17 protein-coding genes are annotated in these 18083 nt (G+C 73.6%); 9 read left to right on the top strand and 8 right to left on the bottom strand.

Features of this window, described 5'->3' with window-relative positions; translation table 11 throughout:
* Positions 1-112 precede the first annotated feature (112 nt).
* The gene (locus tag CCE02nite_RS14680) at positions 113-1930 is read right to left on the bottom strand and encodes an AMP-dependent synthetase/ligase (protein ID WP_141390351.1); all 1818 of its coding nucleotides are present in this window, start codon (positions 1928-1930) and stop codon (positions 113-115) included.
* 107 nt (positions 1931-2037) lie between these two features.
* Here CCE02nite_RS14680 and CCE02nite_RS14675 point away from each other — a divergent pair, with 107 nt between their 5' ends.
* Complete coding sequence (locus CCE02nite_RS14675; protein ID WP_218027124.1) at positions 2038-2388, top strand: chorismate mutase; 351 nt, start codon at positions 2038-2040, stop codon at positions 2386-2388.
* Positions 2389-2536: 148 nt separating this feature from the next.
* Positions 2537-3736 carry a baeRF2 domain-containing protein gene (locus CCE02nite_RS14670; protein WP_141390349.1) on the top strand — a complete coding sequence of 400 codons (1200 nt, stop codon included), beginning with the start codon at positions 2537-2539 and terminating at the stop codon, positions 3734-3736.
* A gap of 84 nt (positions 3737-3820) precedes the next feature.
* Here CCE02nite_RS14670 and valS read toward each other — a convergent pair whose 3' ends face one another.
* The gene (gene valS, locus CCE02nite_RS14665) at positions 3821-6628 is read right to left on the bottom strand and encodes a valine--tRNA ligase (RefSeq protein WP_141390348.1); all 2808 of its coding nucleotides are present in this window, start codon (positions 6626-6628) and stop codon (positions 3821-3823) included.
* Positions 6629-6689: 61 nt separating this feature from the next.
* The gene (locus tag CCE02nite_RS14660; protein WP_141390347.1) at positions 6690-7670 is read right to left on the bottom strand and encodes a hypothetical protein; all 981 of its coding nucleotides are present in this window, start codon (positions 7668-7670) and stop codon (positions 6690-6692) included.
* Between the two features lie 204 nt (positions 7671-7874).
* On the opposite strand from CCE02nite_RS14660, the gene CCE02nite_RS14655 reads away from it, so the two are divergent.
* The 4 genes from CCE02nite_RS14655 to CCE02nite_RS14640 all read left to right on the top strand — a co-directional run bounded on the left by CCE02nite_RS14655 (position 7875) and on the right by CCE02nite_RS14640 (position 12201).
* Positions 7875-9803 carry a DUF4914 family protein gene (locus tag CCE02nite_RS14655; protein WP_141390346.1) on the top strand — a complete coding sequence of 643 codons (1929 nt, stop codon included), beginning with the start codon at positions 7875-7877 and terminating at the stop codon, positions 9801-9803.
* 84 nt (positions 9804-9887) lie between these two features.
* Complete coding sequence (locus tag CCE02nite_RS14650; RefSeq protein ID WP_141390345.1) at positions 9888-10886, top strand: TIGR03557 family F420-dependent LLM class oxidoreductase; 999 nt, start codon at positions 9888-9890, stop codon at positions 10884-10886.
* Positions 10883-11752, top strand: coding sequence for a coenzyme F420-0:L-glutamate ligase (gene cofE, locus CCE02nite_RS14645; protein ID WP_141390344.1), 870 nt, complete (start codon positions 10883-10885; stop codon positions 11750-11752). The genes CCE02nite_RS14650 and cofE overlap by 4 nt, the downstream gene beginning before the upstream one ends.
* A 65-nt stretch (positions 11753-11817) precedes the next feature.
* On the top strand, positions 11818-12201 hold the full coding sequence (locus CCE02nite_RS14640; RefSeq protein WP_141390343.1) for a hypothetical protein: 384 nt from the start codon (positions 11818-11820) through the stop codon (positions 12199-12201).
* Positions 12202-12236: 35 nt separating this feature from the next.
* On the opposite strand, the gene CCE02nite_RS14635 is transcribed toward CCE02nite_RS14640, so the two are convergent.
* The 4 genes from CCE02nite_RS14635 to CCE02nite_RS14620 form a co-directional block, all read right to left on the bottom strand.
* The gene (locus CCE02nite_RS14635) at positions 12237-12602 is read right to left on the bottom strand and encodes a VOC family protein (protein WP_141390342.1); all 366 of its coding nucleotides are present in this window, start codon (positions 12600-12602) and stop codon (positions 12237-12239) included.
* Positions 12603-12690: 88 nt separating this feature from the next.
* Complete coding sequence (locus tag CCE02nite_RS14630; RefSeq protein ID WP_141390341.1) at positions 12691-13905, bottom strand: AI-2E family transporter; 1215 nt, start codon at positions 13903-13905, stop codon at positions 12691-12693.
* A 65-nt stretch (positions 13906-13970) separates the two neighbouring features.
* Positions 13971-14564 (bottom strand): HhH-GPD-type base excision DNA repair protein, encoded by a 594-nt coding sequence (locus tag CCE02nite_RS14625; protein WP_141390340.1) that lies wholly within the window; start codon positions 14562-14564, stop codon positions 13971-13973.
* Between the two features lie 7 nt (positions 14565-14571).
* The gene (locus CCE02nite_RS14620; RefSeq protein ID WP_141390339.1) at positions 14572-14982 is read right to left on the bottom strand and encodes a PNPOx family protein; all 411 of its coding nucleotides are present in this window, start codon (positions 14980-14982) and stop codon (positions 14572-14574) included.
* 50 nt (positions 14983-15032) lie between these two features.
* Between CCE02nite_RS14620 and CCE02nite_RS14615 the strand changes: the two genes are divergently transcribed.
* Complete coding sequence (locus CCE02nite_RS14615) at positions 15033-15536, top strand: metallophosphoesterase family protein (RefSeq protein ID WP_141390338.1); 504 nt, start codon at positions 15033-15035, stop codon at positions 15534-15536.
* 6 nt (positions 15537-15542) lie between these two features.
* Here the strand turns inward: CCE02nite_RS14615 and CCE02nite_RS14610 are convergent, their stop codons facing one another.
* The gene (locus tag CCE02nite_RS14610) at positions 15543-16493 is read right to left on the bottom strand and encodes an AraC family transcriptional regulator (protein ID WP_141390337.1); all 951 of its coding nucleotides are present in this window, start codon (positions 16491-16493) and stop codon (positions 15543-15545) included.
* 163 nt (positions 16494-16656) lie between these two features.
* On the opposite strand from CCE02nite_RS14610, the gene CCE02nite_RS14605 reads away from it, so the two are divergent.
* Entirely contained in the window at positions 16657-17550 is an 894-nt protein-coding gene (locus tag CCE02nite_RS14605) for a Rossmann-fold NAD(P)-binding domain-containing protein (protein ID WP_141390336.1), read from the top strand.
* Positions 17547-18017: an anthrone oxygenase family protein gene (locus CCE02nite_RS14600; protein WP_218027123.1), complete on the top strand. Its 471-nt coding sequence runs from the start codon at positions 17547-17549 to the stop codon at positions 18015-18017. Before CCE02nite_RS14605 ends, CCE02nite_RS14600 begins: the two co-directional genes overlap by 4 nt.
* Positions 18018-18083 lie beyond the last annotated feature (66 nt).

The raw sequence follows: 18083 nt of genomic DNA, 5'->3' as shown, positions 1-18083 counted from the left end.
ACCTCGCGCGACCACGGCTCTACCTCGCGCGACCACGGCTCTACCTCGGGGGACCGGGGCTCTACCTCGGGGGACCGGGGCTCTACCTCGGGGGACCGGGGCTGGGGCTCGGTCAGGCGTCGGCGCCCACCTTGGCGCCGTAGAGGGTGTCGATCGTGTCGGCGAAGTCCTTGATGACGAGCCCGCGCTTCACCTTGAGGGACGGGGTGAGGTAGCCGTTCTGCTCGGTGAAGTCGGTCGTGAGCACGGTGATCTTGCGGATCGACTCGGCGCGGGAGACCGCCTCGTTGGCGTGCGCGACGGCGCGGTCGAGAGCGGCAAGGACGTCGGGGGCCTGCGCGGCGGTGTCGACGTCCATGGTCGGCAGGCCGTGGGTCGAGAGCCAGCCCGGGAGCATCTCGGCGTCGAGCGTGACGAGCGCGCCGATGAAGGGACGCTGGTCGCCCACGACGACGACCTGGCTCACGAGCGGGTGGGCGCGCAGGCGGTCCTCGAGCACGGCGGGGGCGACGTTCTTGCCGCCGGCGGTGACGATGATCTCCTTCTTGCGGCCGGTGATGCGCAGGTAGCCGTCGTCGTCGAACGCGCCGAGGTCGCCGGTGCGGAACCATCCGTCCTGGAGCGCCTCGGCCGTGAGCTCGGGCTGGTTGCGGTAGCCGCGGAAGACGTGGTCGCCTTGGACGAGCAGCTCGCCGTCCTCGTCGATGCGCAGTGAGGTGCCGGGGAACGCGGGCCCGACGGTGCCGATCTTGGTGAGGCCGGGCAGGTTCACGGCCGTGGGCGCGGTCGTCTCGGTGAGGCCGTAGCCCTCGAGGATGCGCAGGCCGACTCCGCGGTAGAAGTGGCCGAGCCGCTCGCCGAGGGGCGCGCCGCCGGAGATGGAGTACGTGAGCCGGCCGCCCATCGCGGCGCGCAGCGTGGAGTAGACGAGACGGTCGGCGACGGCGTGCTGCACGCGCAGCCCGAACGACGGCCCGCCCGTGGTGTCGAGCGCGCGCGACCAGGTGATGGCGACCTTCGCGGCCCAGTGGAAGATCTTGCGCTTGGCGCCGGTCCCCGTCTTCTGCTCCGCGGTGTTGTAGACCTTCTCGAAGACGCGCGGCACGGCCAGCAGGAACGTCGGGTGGAACGTCCCGAGGTCGGCGACGAGGTTCTTGGTGTCCCACGAGTGCGCGAGCACGGCGTTCGACGCGACGACGACGACCTGGATGAAGCGCGCGAAGACGTGGGCGAGCGGCAGGAAGAGGAGGGTGCGGGCGCCGTCGGAGTCGAGGATCTCGGCGAGGCCCGCGCGGCCGTTGAGCGCGAGGTGGACGAAGTTCCGGTGCGTGAGCTCGACGCCCTTGGGCCGCCCGGTCGAGCCGGAGGTGTAGATGACCGTCGCGAGGTCGTCGACCCGCTGGGCGGCACGACGGCGGTCGATCTCCTCGGCGGGGACGTCGGCCCCCGCGGCGCGCAGGGCGTCCACGGCGCCTTCCTCGACGACGAGCACGTCCTCCAGGTCGGGGAGGCGGTCGCGGACGGACGCCACCTCGGCGGCGTGGGAGGCGGTCTCCACGACGGCGAGGCGGACGGCGGCGTCGGAGCAGATCCAGTGCACCTGCTCGGCCGACGACGTCTCGTAGACGGGCACGGGGACGGCGCCCACCGCCCACGTCGCGAAGTCGAGCAGCGTCCACTCGTAGCGCGTGCGGGACATGATCGCGACGTGGTCGCCGGGCTCGATGCCACGGGCCACGAGGCCGCGGGCGACGGCGACGACGTCCGCCTCGAACTCCTGCGCGGTGACGGGCTCCCACGGGCCGTCCGCGGTGGTCCGGCGCTCGACGAGCGTGGCGCGGGCACCACGGGCGACGCGGTCGGTGAGGAGGGTGCTGATGGTCGCCGTGGGGGAGACCTCGACGAGGCTCGGCGACGCGTGTTCCGTCATGGGACTCTCCGCTGAGTGGGACGGCAGGTAGGGACGGCGTGACACTTTACTCCGTACTCGGAGTATCGCGTTCCTCGGCGGTCACCGGGCGCGCCTAGGATCGGGTGGTGACGAACCAGCCTGGCGAGCCCGCCGTCCCCGCCGAGATCCTCACGCTGCGCGACAGCATCGACAACATCGACGCGGCGCTCATGCACCTGCTCGCCGAGCGGTTCAAGTTCACGCGCCGGGTCGGGGAGCTGAAGGCGCAGGGCGGGCTGCCCCCGGCCGACCCGGACCGGGACCGGCAGCAGATCGCACGTCTCACGGGGATCGCCGGCGCGGCGGGCCTCGACCCGGAGTTCGCGGAGCAGTTCCGCGAGTTCATCGTCCGCGAGGTCATCCGCCACCACGAGCGGATCGCGGCGGAGCACGCCGCGTCGGGCGAGGGTACGCCCGTCCTCGACACCTATTCCTGACGCACCGCGACGCGCGGGGAGCCGTTCGGACGCGCGGTGGCGACGCGGGTCGATCTGACCGACCCTGGAGGGGTCCCAGGGTGGGCCCCGGCGTCGACCTGCGCCGGGCGGTCCGCCCGCCACGCCGACGGACGCTAGAGGTGTTCGCATGAAGATCGATTGGCTCAAGCCCCTCCTCGGCCACCCGGGCCCCTTCGCGACGGTGTACATCGACGCCACGCGGGCCAACGAGGCCGGGGACCGCGAGGTCGAGAACCGCTGGAAGGGCGTGCGGCGCACGCTGCGCCAGGAGGGCGCGCCCGACGCCGTCCTCGACGACCTCGAGGAGGTGGTGCTGCGGCCGACGCGGGTCGGCGGCACCCACGGGCGCGTGCTGATCGCCGACGACACGGGCGTGCTCGTCGACCGCGTCGTCAAGGACCCGCCGGCGCTCACCAAGGGGTCGTGGGGACCTGTTCCCGCGCTGCTCCAGGCGGCGCGCGCGGCGGACGAGTCCGTCGACTACGTGCGTGTCGTCGTCGACCGCCAGGGCGCGGACCTGACGTGGTCCGTCGCAGGCGGACACCTGCCGTACGCGGAGCCCGAGTCGGTCGAGGGCGGCCACGACGTCATCAACAAGGTCCGGACCGGTGGCCTGTCGCACAAGCGCATCGAGTCGCGCGCGGAGGACTCGTGGGAGCGCAACGCCGAGGCGGTCGCGGCCGAGCTCGAGCGCCAGGCGGCGGAGTACCGCCCCGAGCTCGTGCTCCTCACCGGTGACGTGCGCGCGGTGCCCCTCGTCCGGGGCGCGCTCGGCCACGCCATCGCCGATCGCGTGGTCGAGGTCCCGGGTGGGGGCCGCGGACCGGGCATCAACGAGGCCGCGTTCGAGTCGAACGTCGCGGACGCGCTCGACAGCTTCCGCGAGCGGCGGCGTGAGAAGGTCCTCGCGGAGTTCCGTCAGGAGCAGGGCCGGGAGTCGGGCGCCGTGACGTCTGTCGAGGACGTCGTGGCGGTCCTCGCGCGTGGGCAGGTGAAGGAGCTCGTCCTCGCCGACGAGTACGGTCAGGACGCCGCCCTGGACGGCCGCTCGCTGTGGATCGGGCCCAGCCCGATGCACATCGCCGCGACGAAGGAGGAGATCCAGGACCTGGGGGTCACCGAGGGCCTCGAGAAGCTGCCCGCGACGGTCGCGCTCGTCCGCGCCGCGATCGGCCAGGACGCCGGGCTGACGTTCGCGCCCGAGGGCAGCGTCGAGCTCATCGAGGGGGTCGGCGCGACCTTGCGCTGGGCCGACGAGGGCACGCCGCGCGAGGTCGCGGCGACGATGTCCGGTGACGACGCGCGGCTGCGCGGCGAGATCATCTGACCCGTCGGCTGCTGTGGGCATGGAACGGGCCCGGTCCTGCGGTCAGGACCGGGCCCGTTCCATGCCCACGACCGGGGCGGGCGGTCAGGCCTTCTTGCGGGCCTCGGGCTCGCCGAGCTCGGAGGAGACGACGACGATCCCGCCCTGGACCGCGGCGTCGCCCTGACCCTCTGCCGCCGCGACGAGGTCGAGCGTGCCGGTGACGCGACCGCCGTTGCGGACGTCGACGACCGACGCCTCGACCCCGGCGAGCGACGCCGCCGGGACGGCGACCTGCGCCGCGAGGATCGGCGTGCGCATCGAGACCTTCGCCTCGGACTTGATCTTGCGCAGCGCGGCGAGCGCGTGGCCCGCAGCCGTGAGCACGGCCGGGTCGGCGTCGCCGGCCGCCGAGCGCGCGACGTCGGAGGTCGGCCACGGCGCGCGGTGGATCGAGCCCTCGGACGCGCGCCACCACGACCAGACCTCCTCGGTCGCGAACGGCACGAACGGCGCGAAGAGGCGCAGGAGCGTGTCGAGCGCGATCGCGAGCGCGACGCGCGCGGACCGGGTCTCGGCCGAGACGTCGGACGCCGCGGCCCCGGCGCCGTACGCGCGGTCCTTGACGAGCTCGAGGTAGTCGTCGCAGAACGTCCAGAAGAACGTCTCGGTCGTCTCGAGGGCGCGCGTGTGGTCGTACGCCTCGAACGCCTCGGTCGCCTTCTCGACGACGGTCGCGAGGCCGGCGAGCATCGCACGGTCGAGCGTCTCGGTGACGAGCGCGGGGTCGAGCACGATCTCGCCCGTCCCGCTCTCGGCGTCGACGCCGAACGACAGCGCGAACTTCGACGCGTTGAGGATCTTGATCGCGAGGCGGCGGCCGATCTTCATCTGGCCGACCTCGAACGCTGCGTCGGTGCCCAGGCGGGCCGAGGCGGCCCAGTACCGCACGGCGTCCGACCCGTGCTCCTCGAGCAGGCCCATCGGCGTGACGACGTTGCCCTTGGACTTCGACATCTTCTTGCGGTCGGGGTCGAGGATCCAGCCCGAGATCGCGGCGTTCTTCCAGGGCAGCGAGCCGAACTCGAGGTGCGAGCGCACGACCGTCGAGAAGAGCCACGTGCGGATGATGTCCTGTCCCTGCGGGCGCAGGTCCATGGGGAACACGCGCTCGAAGAGGTCGGGGTCGACCTCCCAGCCACCGGCGATCTGCGGGGTGAGCGACGACGTCGCCCACGTGTCCATGATGTCGTTCTCGCCCACGAACCCGCCCGGCACGCCACGCTGGTCCTCGGTGTACCCGGCGGGCACGTCGGACGACGGGTCGACGGGCAGGACGTCCTCGGACGGGACGATCGGGTGGTCGTGGTCGATCTCGCCCGACTCGAGCACCGGGTACCAGAGCGGGATCGCGACGCCGAAGAAGCGCTGGCGCGAGATGAGCCAGTCGCCGTTGAGGCCGCCGACCCAGTTCTCGTAGCGCACGCGCATGAAGTCGGGGTGGAACGCGAGCTCCTTGCCCCGGCCGAGCAGCTCGCCGCGCAGGTCGCGGACGGTACCGTCCGCGGTGGTCCAGTCGCGGCCGCCGTTGCGGATGTACCACTGGCGCGAGGTGACGATCTCGAGCGGCTTGTCGCCCTTCTCGAAGAAGTTCGCCTTGCGCTGGGTCGGCACGGGCTCGCCGTCGAGGTCGCCCGCGTCCCGCAGCGCGTCGACGACGACCTGGCGCGCGGAGAACGTCGTCTTGCCCTCGATCTCGGCGAACACGCCCTGGCCGGAGTGCGACGTGATCCAGTCCGGCGTCTCACGCGTGATGCGGCCGTCGCGCGTGATGATCGAGCGCGTCGGAAGCTGGAGCTCGCGCCACCACTGCACGTCGGTGAGGTCGCCGAACGTGCAGCACATCGCGATGCCCGCGCCCTTGTCGCGCTCGGCGGCGGGGTGCGCGAGCACGGGCAGCTCGACGTCGAACAGCGGCGAGCGCACCGTCGTGCCGAACAGGTGCTGGTAGCGCTCGTCGTCCGGGTGCGCGACGAGCGCGACGCACGCGGCGAGCAGCTCGGGGCGCGTCGTCTCGATGTAGACGGGCGCGCCGTCGTCGGGCGTGCCCGGCGCGACGCGGTGGAACGCGACCTTGTGGAAGTGCCCGGGGTAGTCGCGCGCCTCGAGCTCGGCCTGCGCGACCGCCGTCTGGAACGTCACGTCCCACAGCCCCGGCGCCTCGGCCTGGTACGCCTCTCCGCGGCCGAGGTTGCGCAGGAACGCGCGCTGCGCGGCGGTGCGCGACCGCGCGTCGATCGTCTGGTAGTGCTGCGCCCAGTCGACCGAGAGCCCGAGCCGGCGCCACAGCGCCTCGAACTGCTTCTCGTCCTCCGCCGTGAGGCGCTCGCACAGCTCGATGAAGTTGCGGCGGCTCACCGGGACCTGGTCCGCGGCCTTGACCGACTTGCCCTCGCCGCCCTCGTGCGGGGGCTCGAAGCCCTCGACGTAGGGGAGCGTCGGGTCGCAGCGGACGCCGTAGTAGTTCTGCACGCGGCGCTCGGTGGGCAGCCCGTTGTCGTCCCAGCCCATGGGGTAGAACACCTCGAGGCCGCGCATGCGCTGGAACCGCGCGACGACGTCGGTGTGCGTGTAGGAGAACACGTGGCCCACGTGCAGGGACCCCGAGACCGTCGGCGGCGGGGTGTCGATGGAGAAGACCTGCTCGCGGGTCCTGGAGCGGTCGAACGCGTACGTCCCCTGCTGGGCCCAGCGCGCGTCGTACGTCTCCTCGAGCCCGTCGAGGCTCACCCGGTCGGGTACTCCCGCGACCACCGCGCGGACGACGTCGCCGGCTACGCGGCCGGCGGAGGAGGTCGTTGCTGCAGTGGCATCGGCCGCGCCCGTCGGCGCGTTCGTCGGGAAGTCGCTCATGGTCGCCCATTCTCCCAGATCTCGGGGCCGCTCCCGACGGCGTCTCGCGTCCCGGCCGCCGTCACCGGGTGCCGGCCGCGGCGCCCGGGCCGCCGGGCCCGTCCGTGCGGGACAGCCGCGCGGCCAGGTCGGTGGCCGTCCCCAGGAGGCGTTCCCAGACCGCCGGGTCGAGCAGGTCGAGCGCGTGCTCGCTGAACAGGAAGAGCCGGTCCCCGGAGACCTCGGCCGCGAGCGGGAGGGGACCGCGCACGAGCATCTCGACGATCTCCGGGGTGAAGACGGCACGCGCGGTGCCGGTCGCGGACCGCACGGGTCCGTAGGCGCGGTGGCGCTCACCGAACGGGCCGTCGACCGGTAGCTCCCACACGCGCTCGACGCCCCGCGGAGCCCGGGCACCCCGGACCCCCCGGGCGGGCATCGTCTCCACGACGACGCGCGGCAGGGTGCGGTCGAGCGCGACCGTCGCATAGGTGAACGCGAAGGGCTCACCGTTGCGGTAGCCGGCGCTGTAGGTGTAGGTCGCGACCTCGACGGGACGGCGACCGCGGGTGCGGACCACGTTCCGGGCGACGCGGAGGACGCCCAGGCGGAACGCCCCGCTGGGCAGCTCGGGTTCCTCGACCCGCGGCACGACGTCGAAGCCGTTCGCCGCGGCGAACCGGCTCAGCCGGTACGCCAGCTCCCGACCCTCCTGCGACGAACGGCGCGCCCCGCGCACGACGAGCAGGACGCCGAGGGCCGTGACGGCTGCCAGCGCCAGGACGACGAGCGGGCGCCCGGCGCCGAGGGCCGTCAGACCGAAGGCGAGGAAGCCGTAGACCACGGTGACGCACAGCGCGGCGACGGCCACCAGGAACGCGACGAGCACGCCGCGCAGCACGAGACCGAGCACCTGGAGGGCGACCGGCGTCGAGGGACGCGTCCGTGCGTCCCTGGCGTGCTGCCGCAGGGAGCGGTGGTGCGCGCGCGCCGCAGCACGGTCGAGGGGCTCGACGAGGTCTCGCGAGTCGAGGGGTGCGGGAGCCGGGGGAACGGTGCTCACCACGAGAGGCTAACGGTCGTCGGGTAGGGGCGGTCCGGCCGTCGTCCCGGACGGCGAGCGGACGTGTCCGTGACGGGCCCGTGTCATCACGGGTCCAAAGTCCCTGGGGGTGATTGGTCATCGACTCGTAACCTGCACGCAAAGGTACGGGTGCTCGTGGGCGCACCTCGATCTGATCCTCGCGCCGACCACCTGGGAGCAGCCATGACCCTCACGACCACCGACAGCGCGCGCACGACCGGGGCGCTGCCACCCGGCGTCGTCCTCCCGCACGACCTCGACGCGGCGCTCGCGGCGTGCCCGGGCGTCGTCGTGCCGTCCTCGCGCGACGAGCTGTACCGCCTCGCGCTCGGGCCCGACGGCGGTCCGCGGTTCGTCGTCGAGTACGACGCCGACGGCACGCTCGTGCCCGAGGCCGAGGTGGTGCGGTGCCGGAACGGGATCGCCGTGAACTACCCCGAGGACTACATGCGCCGGCGCGACCCGGACTGCATGCGCATCGCCGACGACCTGCCCACCGACAAGCCGCGCTACCGCGACGTCTTCGGGACCGGGTTCGGCCCGGTCAAGGACGAGACGCTCGCGTGGCTCGGGACCCAGGAGCTCGTCGTCGTGCCGTTCCGCGCCGGCGGGCGGACCCACGGCTACCCCTCGCTCGCCGTCTGCCCCGTCAACGCGGCGTTCTTCGCGCTCGCGCTCGTCGACCTCCAGGGGTGGGTCACGTTCGACGAGCTCGGGCCGTTCGAGCCGCGCTCGATCCTCTACGTCGCCCCGCCGTTCCGCCACACCCGCTTCGACGGGCGCCAGGTCGTCGTGCACGACCGCTCCGAGACGCTGCACGAGGTGTTCGCCTACAACCTCTACCCCGGACCGAGCGCGAAGAAGGGCGTGTTCTCGGTCCTGCTCGACGTGGGCGAGCGCGAGGGCTGGGTCACCGCGCACGCGTCGTCGGTCCGGGTCACCACGCCGTACGAGAACGAGACCGTCGTCATGCACGAGGGCGCGTCGGGCGGCGGCAAGTCCGAGATGTGCCAGGAGATCCGGCGTCAGGAGGACGGCCGGATCCTGCTCGGCACGAACGTCGTGACCGACGAGCCGTACGTCATCACGCTCGGGGAGACGAGCGCGCTCGACCCGGTCACCGACGACATGACCCTGTGCCACGCCGGGCTCCAGACGGGCGACGGCCGCCTCGTCGTGACCGACGCGGAGGAGGGCTGGTTCGTGCGGGTGGACAACCTCACGGGCTACGGGCAGGACGCCCACCTGGAGCGCGCGTGCATCCATCCCGACGTCCCGCTCGTCTTCTTCAACATCGACGGCGTCCCCGACGCCACCGTGCTGCCCTGGGAGCACTCGCTCGACTCCGACGGCCGGCGGTGCCCCAACCCGCGGGTCGTCGTGCCCCGCCACCTGCTCACGGACGTCGCGGGGCCGGCCGAGGTCGACGTCCGGACCTTCGGCGCCCGCATGCCGGCCTGCACCCGGGACCACCCGACCTACGGGATCATGGGCATGACCCACGTGATCCCCGCCTCGCTCGCGTGGATCTGGCGGCTCGTCGCGCCGCGTGGCGACAAGAACCCCTCGATCGGCGAGTCGCGGTCGGCGACGGCGGCCCTGGCGCACGGCGGCATGGTCGCGGAGGGAGTCGGGTCGTACTGGCCCTTCGCGACCGGGACCAAGGTCGCGGCGGCGAACCTCCTGCTGCGCCAGCTCGTGGAGACGGACCGGACCCGGTACGTCCTGACGCCCAACCAGCACATCGGCGCGTACAAGGTCGACTTCGCCGCCGAGTGGCTGACCCGCGAGTACCTCGCGCGGCGCGGGGGTGGGCGCCTGCGCCCCGAGGAGCTCACCCCGGCCCGCTGCCCGCTGTTCGGGTACACGCTCACCGAGATGAAGATCGACGGCCAGCTCGTGCGGCCCACGTTCCTGCGCCCGGAGCTCCAGTCCCAGGTCGGCCTCGAGGCCTACGACGCCGGAGCGCGGATCATCACCGACTTCTTCGCCAGCGAGCTCCGGCAGTTCCTCTCCGACGACCTCGACCCGCTGGGGCGGCAGATCATCGAGGTCTGCCTGCGCAACGGCTCCGTCGAGGAGTACGCGGCGCTGACACCGGTCTACGTCTGACGCGGCGCCGGGCCGGGGCCGTCGCGACAGGCGGTCCCGGCCCGCTCGGGCGAGTCGTCGCCCGGCGCGTACTAGGGTCGGAGCATGGGTCTGACGATCGGCTACGCCGCCATGCTGGAGCAGTTCCACCCGACCGAGGCCGTCGCGCTCTCGGCCTACGCGGAGGAGCACGGCTTCTCCGGCACCATGGCGGCCGACCACTTCCAGCCGTGGGTCCCGGCGCAGGGCGAGTCCTCCTTCGTGTGGAACGTGCTCACCGCGCTCGGCGAGCGCACGACGGGCGACCTCGGGCCGGGCGTCACCGCGCCGACGTTCCGCTGGCACCCCGCGATGGTCGCGCAGGCCTCGGCGACGCTCGCCGCGATGTACCCCGGCCGGCACTGGCTCGGCCTGGGCTCGGGCGAGGCGCTCAACGAGCACGTCGTCGCGGGCTACTGGCCCGAGGCGCCCGAGCGCATCAACCGCATGTTCGAGGCGATCGACGTCATCAAGAAGCTGTTCCAGTCGGGGCTGGACAACAAGGACGTCAAGCACTCCGGGCAGTTCTACAAGATGGAGTCCACGCGCCTGTGGACCATGCCCGAGGTCGCGCCCGAGATCCTCGTCGCGACGGCGGGACCCGTGACGGCCAAGCGCGCCGGTCGGCACGCGGACGGCCTCATCACGGTCGGCGCACCGCTGGAGAAGATCTCGATGCTGTTCGGCAAGTTCGACGACGGCGTCCGCGAGTCCGGCCGCGAGCCGCAGGCGATGCCCAAGGTGCTCCAGCTCCACCTGTCCTGGGCCGCGACCGACGAGCAGGCGCTCGCGAACGCGATGACCGAGTGGCCCAACGGCGGGATGAAGTTCCCCAAGGCCGACATCCGCTCACCGCACGACTTCGAGCAGATGGCCAAGCTCGTGCGCCCCGAGGACTTCGAGGGCCGCATGGTGATCTCGGCCGACCCCGACGAGCACCGCGCGTACATCCAGAAGTTCGTCGACCTCGGCTTCGACCGGATCTACCTCCACAACGTGGGCCGCAACCAGCGGGAGTGGATCGAGGTCTTCGGCCGCGAGGTCCTGCCGAAGCTGGCGCGATGACCTCCGGGGGCGCGGGCGTGCCCGACGGCGTCGCGCGCCCGGGGGAGCCGGCGCGCCTCGCCGTGTGGGCGCCGTCGGGCCTGGGCGAGGTGCGCCCGGGCGACGACCTCGCGGCGCTGGTGGGCGACCTGCTCGCCGGTGCGGCGCCGGGCGACGCGCTCGCCGAGGGCGACGTCGTCGTGGTGACGAGCAAGGTCGTGTCCAAGGCGGAGGGCCGCGTCGTCGCCGCCGCCGACCGCGAGCAGGCGATCACGGACGAGACGGTGCGCGTCGTCGCGACGCGCGAGCGCCCGGGTCAGCCTCCGCTGCGCATCGTCGAGAACCACCTGGGCCTCGTCATGGCCGCAGCCGGGGTCGACGCCTCCAACACTCCCGAGGGGACGGTGCTGCTGCTCCCGCTCGACCCGGACGCCTCGGCCCGGTCGCTGCGCGCCGCGCTGCGCGAGCGGTTCGGCCTCGCCCGCCTCGGCGTCGTCGTGACGGACACCGCTGGCCGAGCGTGGCGCGACGGGCTGGTCGACATCGCGATCGGCGCGGCGGGCATCGTCGCCGCGGAGGACCTGCGCGGCGGCGTGGACGCGCACGGGCGCCCCATGTCCGTGACGGTCACCGCCGTCGTCGACGAGGTGGCCTCCGCGAGCGAGCTCGTGCGCGGCAAGACGGCGGGCCGTCCCGTCGCCGTCGTGCGCGGTCTTGGCCGGTACGTGGGTGACGACGACGGCCCGGGGGCGCGCGTGCTCGTCCGTCCGTCGGTCGACGACCTCTTCCGGGAGGGGAGCGCCGAGGCCTACGACCGCGGTTACCGTGACGGGTTCGGCGAGGGCTTCCGCGAGGGGTCGGGCGACGAGCAGGTCCCCGTCGACTGAGCGGGCGCGCGTGGTGGGTCGACAATCCCCTGGCTCACGGGGCGGCGGGCGGCTAGCCTGCCCGGATGCTGCCCGCCGAGTGGATCCCGCACCGCCGCCCCGACGACCGCGAGCACGTGGGCTGGATCCGTCCCGATGGTGACGCCTGGGTCGCCGTCTCGCTCCTCGGGCGCGAGCTGACCGGACCGGTGGACTGGCTGGAGGCCGAGGAGGCGCTCGACCAGGTCAGCCTCGCGTGGTTGGCCGACGTCTGGATGCTCGAGCAGGAGGACGCGCCGCCCCTGCGCGTCCGGCTCGTGGAGGTCACGCCTGACGGCGTGGTCGTGCAGACCGACGACTTCGGCGCGATCGACGTCCCCGTCCAGCGCTACGACCTCCCGTGGCCGCCCCCGCCCACGCTCCGGCCGCGCCGGTCCGACGACCCGGACGGTCGCGTGCTGTCGCTCTGACCGTGACGACCGCCCGGGCGCGCGCACCCGGGCGGTCAGCCGGCGTCCGTCGTGCCCTCGTAGAGGCCGATCTGGTTCCCGTCGGCGTCCTCGAACGCCGCCCACCAGGACGTCGGGCTGATCTCGGACTTCTCCAGGACCACGCGCCCGCCGAGGTCGCGCACCTTCGCGAGCGTGTCCTCGATGGAGTCGACCTCGACGTAGCTGCGCGGGGTCGTGAACCCCTCGGACCGCGGCGCGAGGCCGCCGCCGCTGATCTTGTTCGGTGCCTGCCACATCGGATAGCCCTCGAAGCCGGGGGCCTCGGCGATCTGCCAGCCGAACAGCTCGCCGTAGAACTGCGTGGCCCTGTCGCTGTCGCTCACCGGGATGTCGATGTGCGTGATGTCTCCGTGCGCCATGGTTCCTCCCCCGTACCGGTGACGGGCGGACACCCGCCGTCTGCCAGCCTAAGGACCGCCGGCACCGGTGCACCAGGGTGTGCGCGTGCTAAGCCCGCTCCGGGGTGGCAGTGTCGCCGGCCACCGAACTCTCAGGCTCTACCTGAGGCTCTGGCCCGGGCACCGGCTCGTCGGCCGTCTCACCGTCCGGTGCGGCAGGGTCCGCCGTCCCCACCGGTGCGGCGTCCGAGGTGAGGCCGTGCGTCGTCCCGGACGGGAGCACGTCGTCGCCGGAGAGCCAGCGCAGCCAGCCCGAGCCGGGGTCGGGCTCGAGCACGAGCGCGCGCACGAGCAGCGTGAGCGGGATCGCGAGGATCGCCCCGAGCGGCCCGATGACGAACGTCCAGAACACGACCGAGACGAAGCTGAGGGTCAGGCTGAGGTTCACGGCGTCCGCCACGAACTTGGGCTGGACGAGCACCTGGAGCACGACGTTCACGACGCAGTAGACCGCGACGACGGCGAGCGAGAGCTGCCACCCCCCGACGACGAACGCCATGATCGCGGGCGGGACGAGGCCGAGCACGAAGCCGATGTTCGGGATGAAGTTCGTGACGAAGGCGAGGATCGCCCACACCGTCGGCGCGGGGACCGAGAGCAGCCACAGCGCGACGCCGTCGACGACCGCCACCACCGCGCCGAACGACGCGTTGACCACGAAGTAGCGACGCACCCCGCCGCTGAACCGGGACGCGCGGTCGATCGTCGCGGCGCGCTCGGTGCCGAAGACCGTGGTCGCGGTCGAGTACCGTGCGGCGTCCGCCGCCATGAAGATCGCGTACGCGAGCACGAAGAAGAAGGCCGTCGCGATGCTCAGCGCCATGCCCGACACGTTCCCGGCGAGGCTGACCACGCGGCCCGGGTCGAGCCACGAGGTCGCCGCCTCCGCGACGTCGGTGTCGATCCCCACGGCCGAGAGCTGGTCGACGACGTCCTCGACCGAGCGCACCAGCGCCGGCAGGTACTCGCGCACCAGGTCGGCGAAGCGGAAGCCCGCGAACACGAGCATCGCGACGAGCACGGCGAGGATGAGGTAGGCGACCACCACGACCGCCGTCGTCGCGGCCCAGCGGGGCCAGCCCCGGCGCTCGAGCGGGAACCGCACGGGGTGGCAGATGATGACGATCACCGCCGCGAGGAGGATCGGCGCGAGCACCTCCCGGGCCGTGTGGACGCCCGCGAGCACCACCACGCCCGCGGCGAGTGCCAGGAGCGTGCGGGTAGAGGGAGGCAGCGCCGGGGCGCGCGGCGTCGTCTTGGTCACGCGCCGACGATAGCGGCCGAGGTCGGTGCGGCACCCACCGCGTCCGCCGGGCGCGCCCGGACGCTTCAGGCCTTGGCGGCCTTCGCCGCGGCCTTCTGCGCCTTCTTGAACGTGCGGACCTCCGCGAGCGACTCTTGGCTCGTGACGTCGGCGATCGACCGGCGCGACCCCTCGTCCCCGTAGTGGCCCGCCGCCTCGCGCCACCCCGCGGGCTGCACGCCGCGCTGCTTGCCGAGCAGCGCGAGGAAGATCCGGGCCTTCTGGTCGCCGAACCCGGGCAGCGCGCGCAGCCGGGCGAGCACCTCCCGCCCCGTGGGCGCGCCGTCCGCGCCCGGGGCCGTCCAGATCCGGGTCGCGTCGCCGTCGTACTCGTCGACGACGACGCGCGCCAGGTCCTGCACCCGGGCCGCCATCGAGCGCCCGTACCGGTGGATGGCCGGCGGCGTCGTCGCGAGCGTGACGAACGCGTCGGGGTCCGCCTCCGCCACGGCGCGCGGGTCGATGGAGCCGAGGCGGTCGCGGATCTTGCGCGGTCCCGCGAACGCGTGCTCCATGGGGTACTGCTGGTCGAGGAGCATGCCGACGAGCAGCGCGAACGCGTCGTCGCTGAGGAGCGCGTCCGCGTCGGGGTCGCCGGTGATCCAGAGCTGGTCGGTCATGCCCCCATCATGGCAGCGCGCGGCGCAGGCGTCCGGTCCGGAACTCGTCCACCCCCGTGCGGCGCAGCACGGCGCTCGTCCAGCCGGGCAGCAGCCGCAGCCCGTCCTCGCCCGTGACGCGTCGCAGGTCCTCGACGCGGAACTCCTCGCCCCGGCGCTCCAGCACGAACGCGCCCGCGGCGTCGACGTTGCGCACCCAGTCGACGTCGGGCCCGTACGTGAGGGCGAGGACGACGCGGACCGGCCCGGTCGGCGCGTCGCGGTACGCGAACGCGAAGACCGGCGTGCGGTAGACGCGGCCGCTGCGGCGGCCGACGTGCCGGACCACCGCCATCGGCCCGACGCCCGTCGCGACGCGGAGCATCACGGGGTTGAGGAAGCGCTTGTTGCTGCGGGTCACCCAGCGAGGGATCGGCATGCCCCATCGTGGCCCGGCGCGGCCCGCCCGCGCGACCTATCGTGAGGTCCGTGCCGACGCGACTGCTCCTGCTGAGCGACACCCACGTCCCCGTGCGGGCGCGGGTGCTCCCGGACCAGGTGTGGCGCGCCGTCGACGACGCCGACGTCGTCGTGCACGCGGGCGACTGGGTCGGCGTCGACCTGCTGGACGCCCTGGAGGCGCGGGCGACCCGGCTGGTCGGGGTCGCGGGGAACAACGACGGCCCCGAGCTGCACGCGCGCCTGCCCGAGGTCGCGCGCGCGACGGTCGACGGGCTGCGGCTCGCCGTCGTGCACGAGACGGGGGCGAAGCAGGGACGCGAGCGTCGTGCCGACGCCGCGTTCCCCGACGCGGACCTCCTCGTGTTCGGGCACAGCCACATCCCGTGGGACACGACCTCGCCGGGCGGGCTGCGCCTGCTCAACCCCGGGTCGCCGACGGACCGTCGCCGTCAGCCGGTCGGCACGGTCCTCACCGCCGTCGTCGACGACGGCGTGCTCCGGGACGTCGCTCTCGTGCCGGTGCCGCGCTGAGCCGCCTCAGGCGGCGCCGGCGCGGGCCCGGTGCACGGCCGGGCTCACGCCGCGCACGCGCTTGAAGGCTGCGCTCAGCGCGAACGGCGACGCGTACCCGACGGTGCGCGCGACGGACGTGAGCGTGGCGTCGGGCTCCAGCAGGAGGTCCGCGGCGAGGTCGAGGCGCCAACCCGTGAGGTAGCTCATCGGCGGCTCACCGACGAGCGCGGTGAAGCGGCGCGAGAACGCCGCGCGCGAGAGCCCGACCTCCCGCGCGAGGGAGTCGACGGTCCAGGCGCGGGCCGGGTCGTGGTGGATGAGACGCAGCGCTGCGCCGACCACCGGGTCCGCGTCGGCGCGGTACCAGCCGGGTGCGTCGTCGCGCGAGAGCCAGGTGCGCAGGCAGGAGATGAGGAGCAGGTCGAGCAGACGGTCGAGCACGGCCTCCTGCCCGGGCAGGTCCTGCACGACCTCGCGCGCGAGCATCTCGACGAGCGTGCCGTCCACGTCGCCGCTGCGCAGCACCACGCGCTGCGGCAGCACGCGCAGGACCCGGCGGCCCACCTCGCCGTCGAGAGGATAGGTGCCCGTGATGATCACGGTCTCGCCGCCCGGGTCGTTGCCCCACGACCGCACGCCGAGCACGGTCATGGGGGAGGGCCCGCCGTCGACCGCGCGGCACATGTCGGACTCGGGCCCGACGACCACCTGGGGCCGGGTCGTCGGCGCGTCGGCCACGACGTAGTGGTCGGGGCCGCGCAGGAGGACGACGTCCCCGGCCCCGACGTGCTCGCCCGGATCCGCGCCGTCGTCGCCCACGACCGGCCCGACCCAGCCCGACCCACGCAGGACGGGCACGATCGTCAGCGGCGCCTCGTCCTCGATGCGCATGCCCCAGGGGGCGCGGAGGTGGCTGCGCAGGAGGAAGGCCCCCCGGGCGCGCGGCCCGTCGAGGAGCCCGGCGACGACGTCCATCCGGTCAGGGTACGCACGGTCCCGGGTCCTCGACCAGAGCGCGGTCGGCGAGGGAGGACAGAGACGATCGCGTATGGAGACGAGCGTCAGGGCCATGTGACGTCTCACCGGAGCCCGGTTGACTGGCAGTCGTCCGCGCACCGACCTCGACAGGAGAGACACCATGAGCGCCACGACACCGCGCCCGACCGCCGCCCCGACCACCGACTCGCACGGTGCCCCGGTCCTCGTCATCGGCGCCACGGGCAAGACCGGCCACCGGGTGGCCGACCGCCTCGACGCGCTCGGAGTCCCCGTGCGGCGCGCGTCGCGCTCGGGGGCCGTCCGCTTCGACTGGGAGGACGAGACCACGTGGGCCCCCGCGGTCACCGGGGCTGAGGCCGTGTACGTGGTGTACGTGCCCGACCTCGCCGTCCCGGGCTCCCCGGAGACCGTCGCCCGGTTCGCGGCCCTCGCCCGGGAGGCGGGCGTGCGCCGGCTCGTCCTGCTCTCGGGTCGCGGCGAGGTCGAGGCGCAGCGCGCGGAGGTGCTCGTCGCCGACGCGTTCCCCGCCCGCACCGTGGTCCGGTGCGCGTTCTTCGACCAGAACTTCAGCGAGAGCTTCCTGCTCGAGCCCGTGCTCGACGGCGTCCTCGCGCTGCCCGTGGACCGGGTCGCCGAGCCGTTCGTCGACCTCGAGGACGTCGCCGAGGTCGCGGTCGCGGCCCTCGTCGACGACGCGCACGCCGGCCGCGTCTACGAGCTCACCGGGCCGCGCGCGATCACGTTCGCCGAGGCCGTGGCCGAGATCGCGGCCGCGAGCGGGCGCGACGTGCGGTTCGTGCCGATCACGATGGACGAGTTCGTCGCGGGGCTGCGGGCGATCGGGCTTCCCGAGGACGTCGTCGGCCTCATGCGCTACCTCTTCACCGAGGTGCTCGACGGGCGCGGGACCCCGGTCGCGGACGGCGTCCGGCAGGCGCTGGGCCGCGATCCGCGGGACTTCCGCGACTTCGCGGCGCGCGAGGCAGCGGCCTGGTCGGCGACGGTCCCGTCGACGTCCGGGCAGCCCTCGTGAGCGCCTTCGTGGTGCTCGTGGTCGCGGGCGCGGTCGCGACGGGGCTCGCGGGCGGGGTGCTCTTCGCGTTCTCCACGTTCGTCATGGGCGGGTTGCGCCGCCTGCCCGCCGCCGGCGCGGGCACCGCGATGGTCGCGATCAACCGGGACGCGCTGCGGCCCCCGCTCATGCTCCTGCTCGCGGCGAGCGTGCTCGTGCCTGCGGCGGCGGCCGTCGTCGGCCTGGTCGGCGGGACGTCCGGCGCGGGGTGGGCGCTCGCGGGTGCGGTGGTCTCCGCCGTCGGGATCCTCGGCGTCACGGCCGTGGGCAACGTCCCGCTCAACGAGCGTCTCGACGCCGCGGCGGAGCGGCCCGCGGACCTCGCCGCCGCGTGGACGACGTTCTTCCCGCGCTGGCTCGCGTGGAACCACGTGCGGACCGTCGCCGGGGCGGCGGCCAGCGCGCTCCTCGTGCTCGCGCTCGTCTGACCTGACCTGACCTGACACCGGGTCACCGGGCCCTCGTCGCGGAATAGCCGCGGCGGGGGCCTGGTT

This window comes from Cellulosimicrobium cellulans, assembly GCF_006539945.1.
GTDB lineage: Bacteria > Actinomycetota > Actinomycetes > Actinomycetales > Cellulomonadaceae > Cellulosimicrobium > Cellulosimicrobium cellulans.
This window is presented reverse-complemented; position numbering and strand designations above follow the sequence as displayed.

What these genes read in the sequence shown, in the direction of transcription:
- CCE02nite_RS14680 (WP_141390351.1), bottom strand. Translation starts at nt 1,930, where the DNA reads ATGACGGAACACGCGTCGCCGAGCCTCGTCGAGGTCTCCCCCACGGCG.
- CCE02nite_RS14670 (WP_141390349.1), top strand. Translation starts at nt 2,537, where the DNA reads ATGAAGATCGATTGGCTCAAGCCCCTCCTCGGCCACCCGGGCCCCTTC.
- valS (WP_141390348.1), bottom strand. Translation starts at nt 6,628, where the DNA reads ATGAGCGACTTCCCGACGAACGCGCCGACGGGCGCGGCCGATGCCACT.
- CCE02nite_RS14655 (WP_141390346.1), top strand. Translation starts at nt 7,875, where the DNA reads ATGACCCTCACGACCACCGACAGCGCGCGCACGACCGGGGCGCTGCCA.
- CCE02nite_RS14650 (WP_141390345.1), top strand. Translation starts at nt 9,888, where the DNA reads ATGGGTCTGACGATCGGCTACGCCGCCATGCTGGAGCAGTTCCACCCG.
- cofE (WP_141390344.1), top strand. Translation starts at nt 10,883, where the DNA reads ATGACCTCCGGGGGCGCGGGCGTGCCCGACGGCGTCGCGCGCCCGGGG.
- CCE02nite_RS14640 (WP_141390343.1), top strand. Translation starts at nt 11,818, where the DNA reads ATGCTGCCCGCCGAGTGGATCCCGCACCGCCGCCCCGACGACCGCGAG.
- CCE02nite_RS14635 (WP_141390342.1), bottom strand. Translation starts at nt 12,602, where the DNA reads ATGGCGCACGGAGACATCACGCACATCGACATCCCGGTGAGCGACAGC.
- CCE02nite_RS14625 (WP_141390340.1), bottom strand. Translation starts at nt 14,564, where the DNA reads ATGACCGACCAGCTCTGGATCACCGGCGACCCCGACGCGGACGCGCTC.
- CCE02nite_RS14620 (WP_141390339.1), bottom strand. Translation starts at nt 14,982, where the DNA reads ATGCCGATCCCTCGCTGGGTGACCCGCAGCAACAAGCGCTTCCTCAAC.
- CCE02nite_RS14610 (WP_141390337.1), bottom strand. Translation starts at nt 16,493, where the DNA reads ATGGACGTCGTCGCCGGGCTCCTCGACGGGCCGCGCGCCCGGGGGGCC.
- CCE02nite_RS14605 (WP_141390336.1), top strand. Translation starts at nt 16,657, where the DNA reads ATGAGCGCCACGACACCGCGCCCGACCGCCGCCCCGACCACCGACTCG.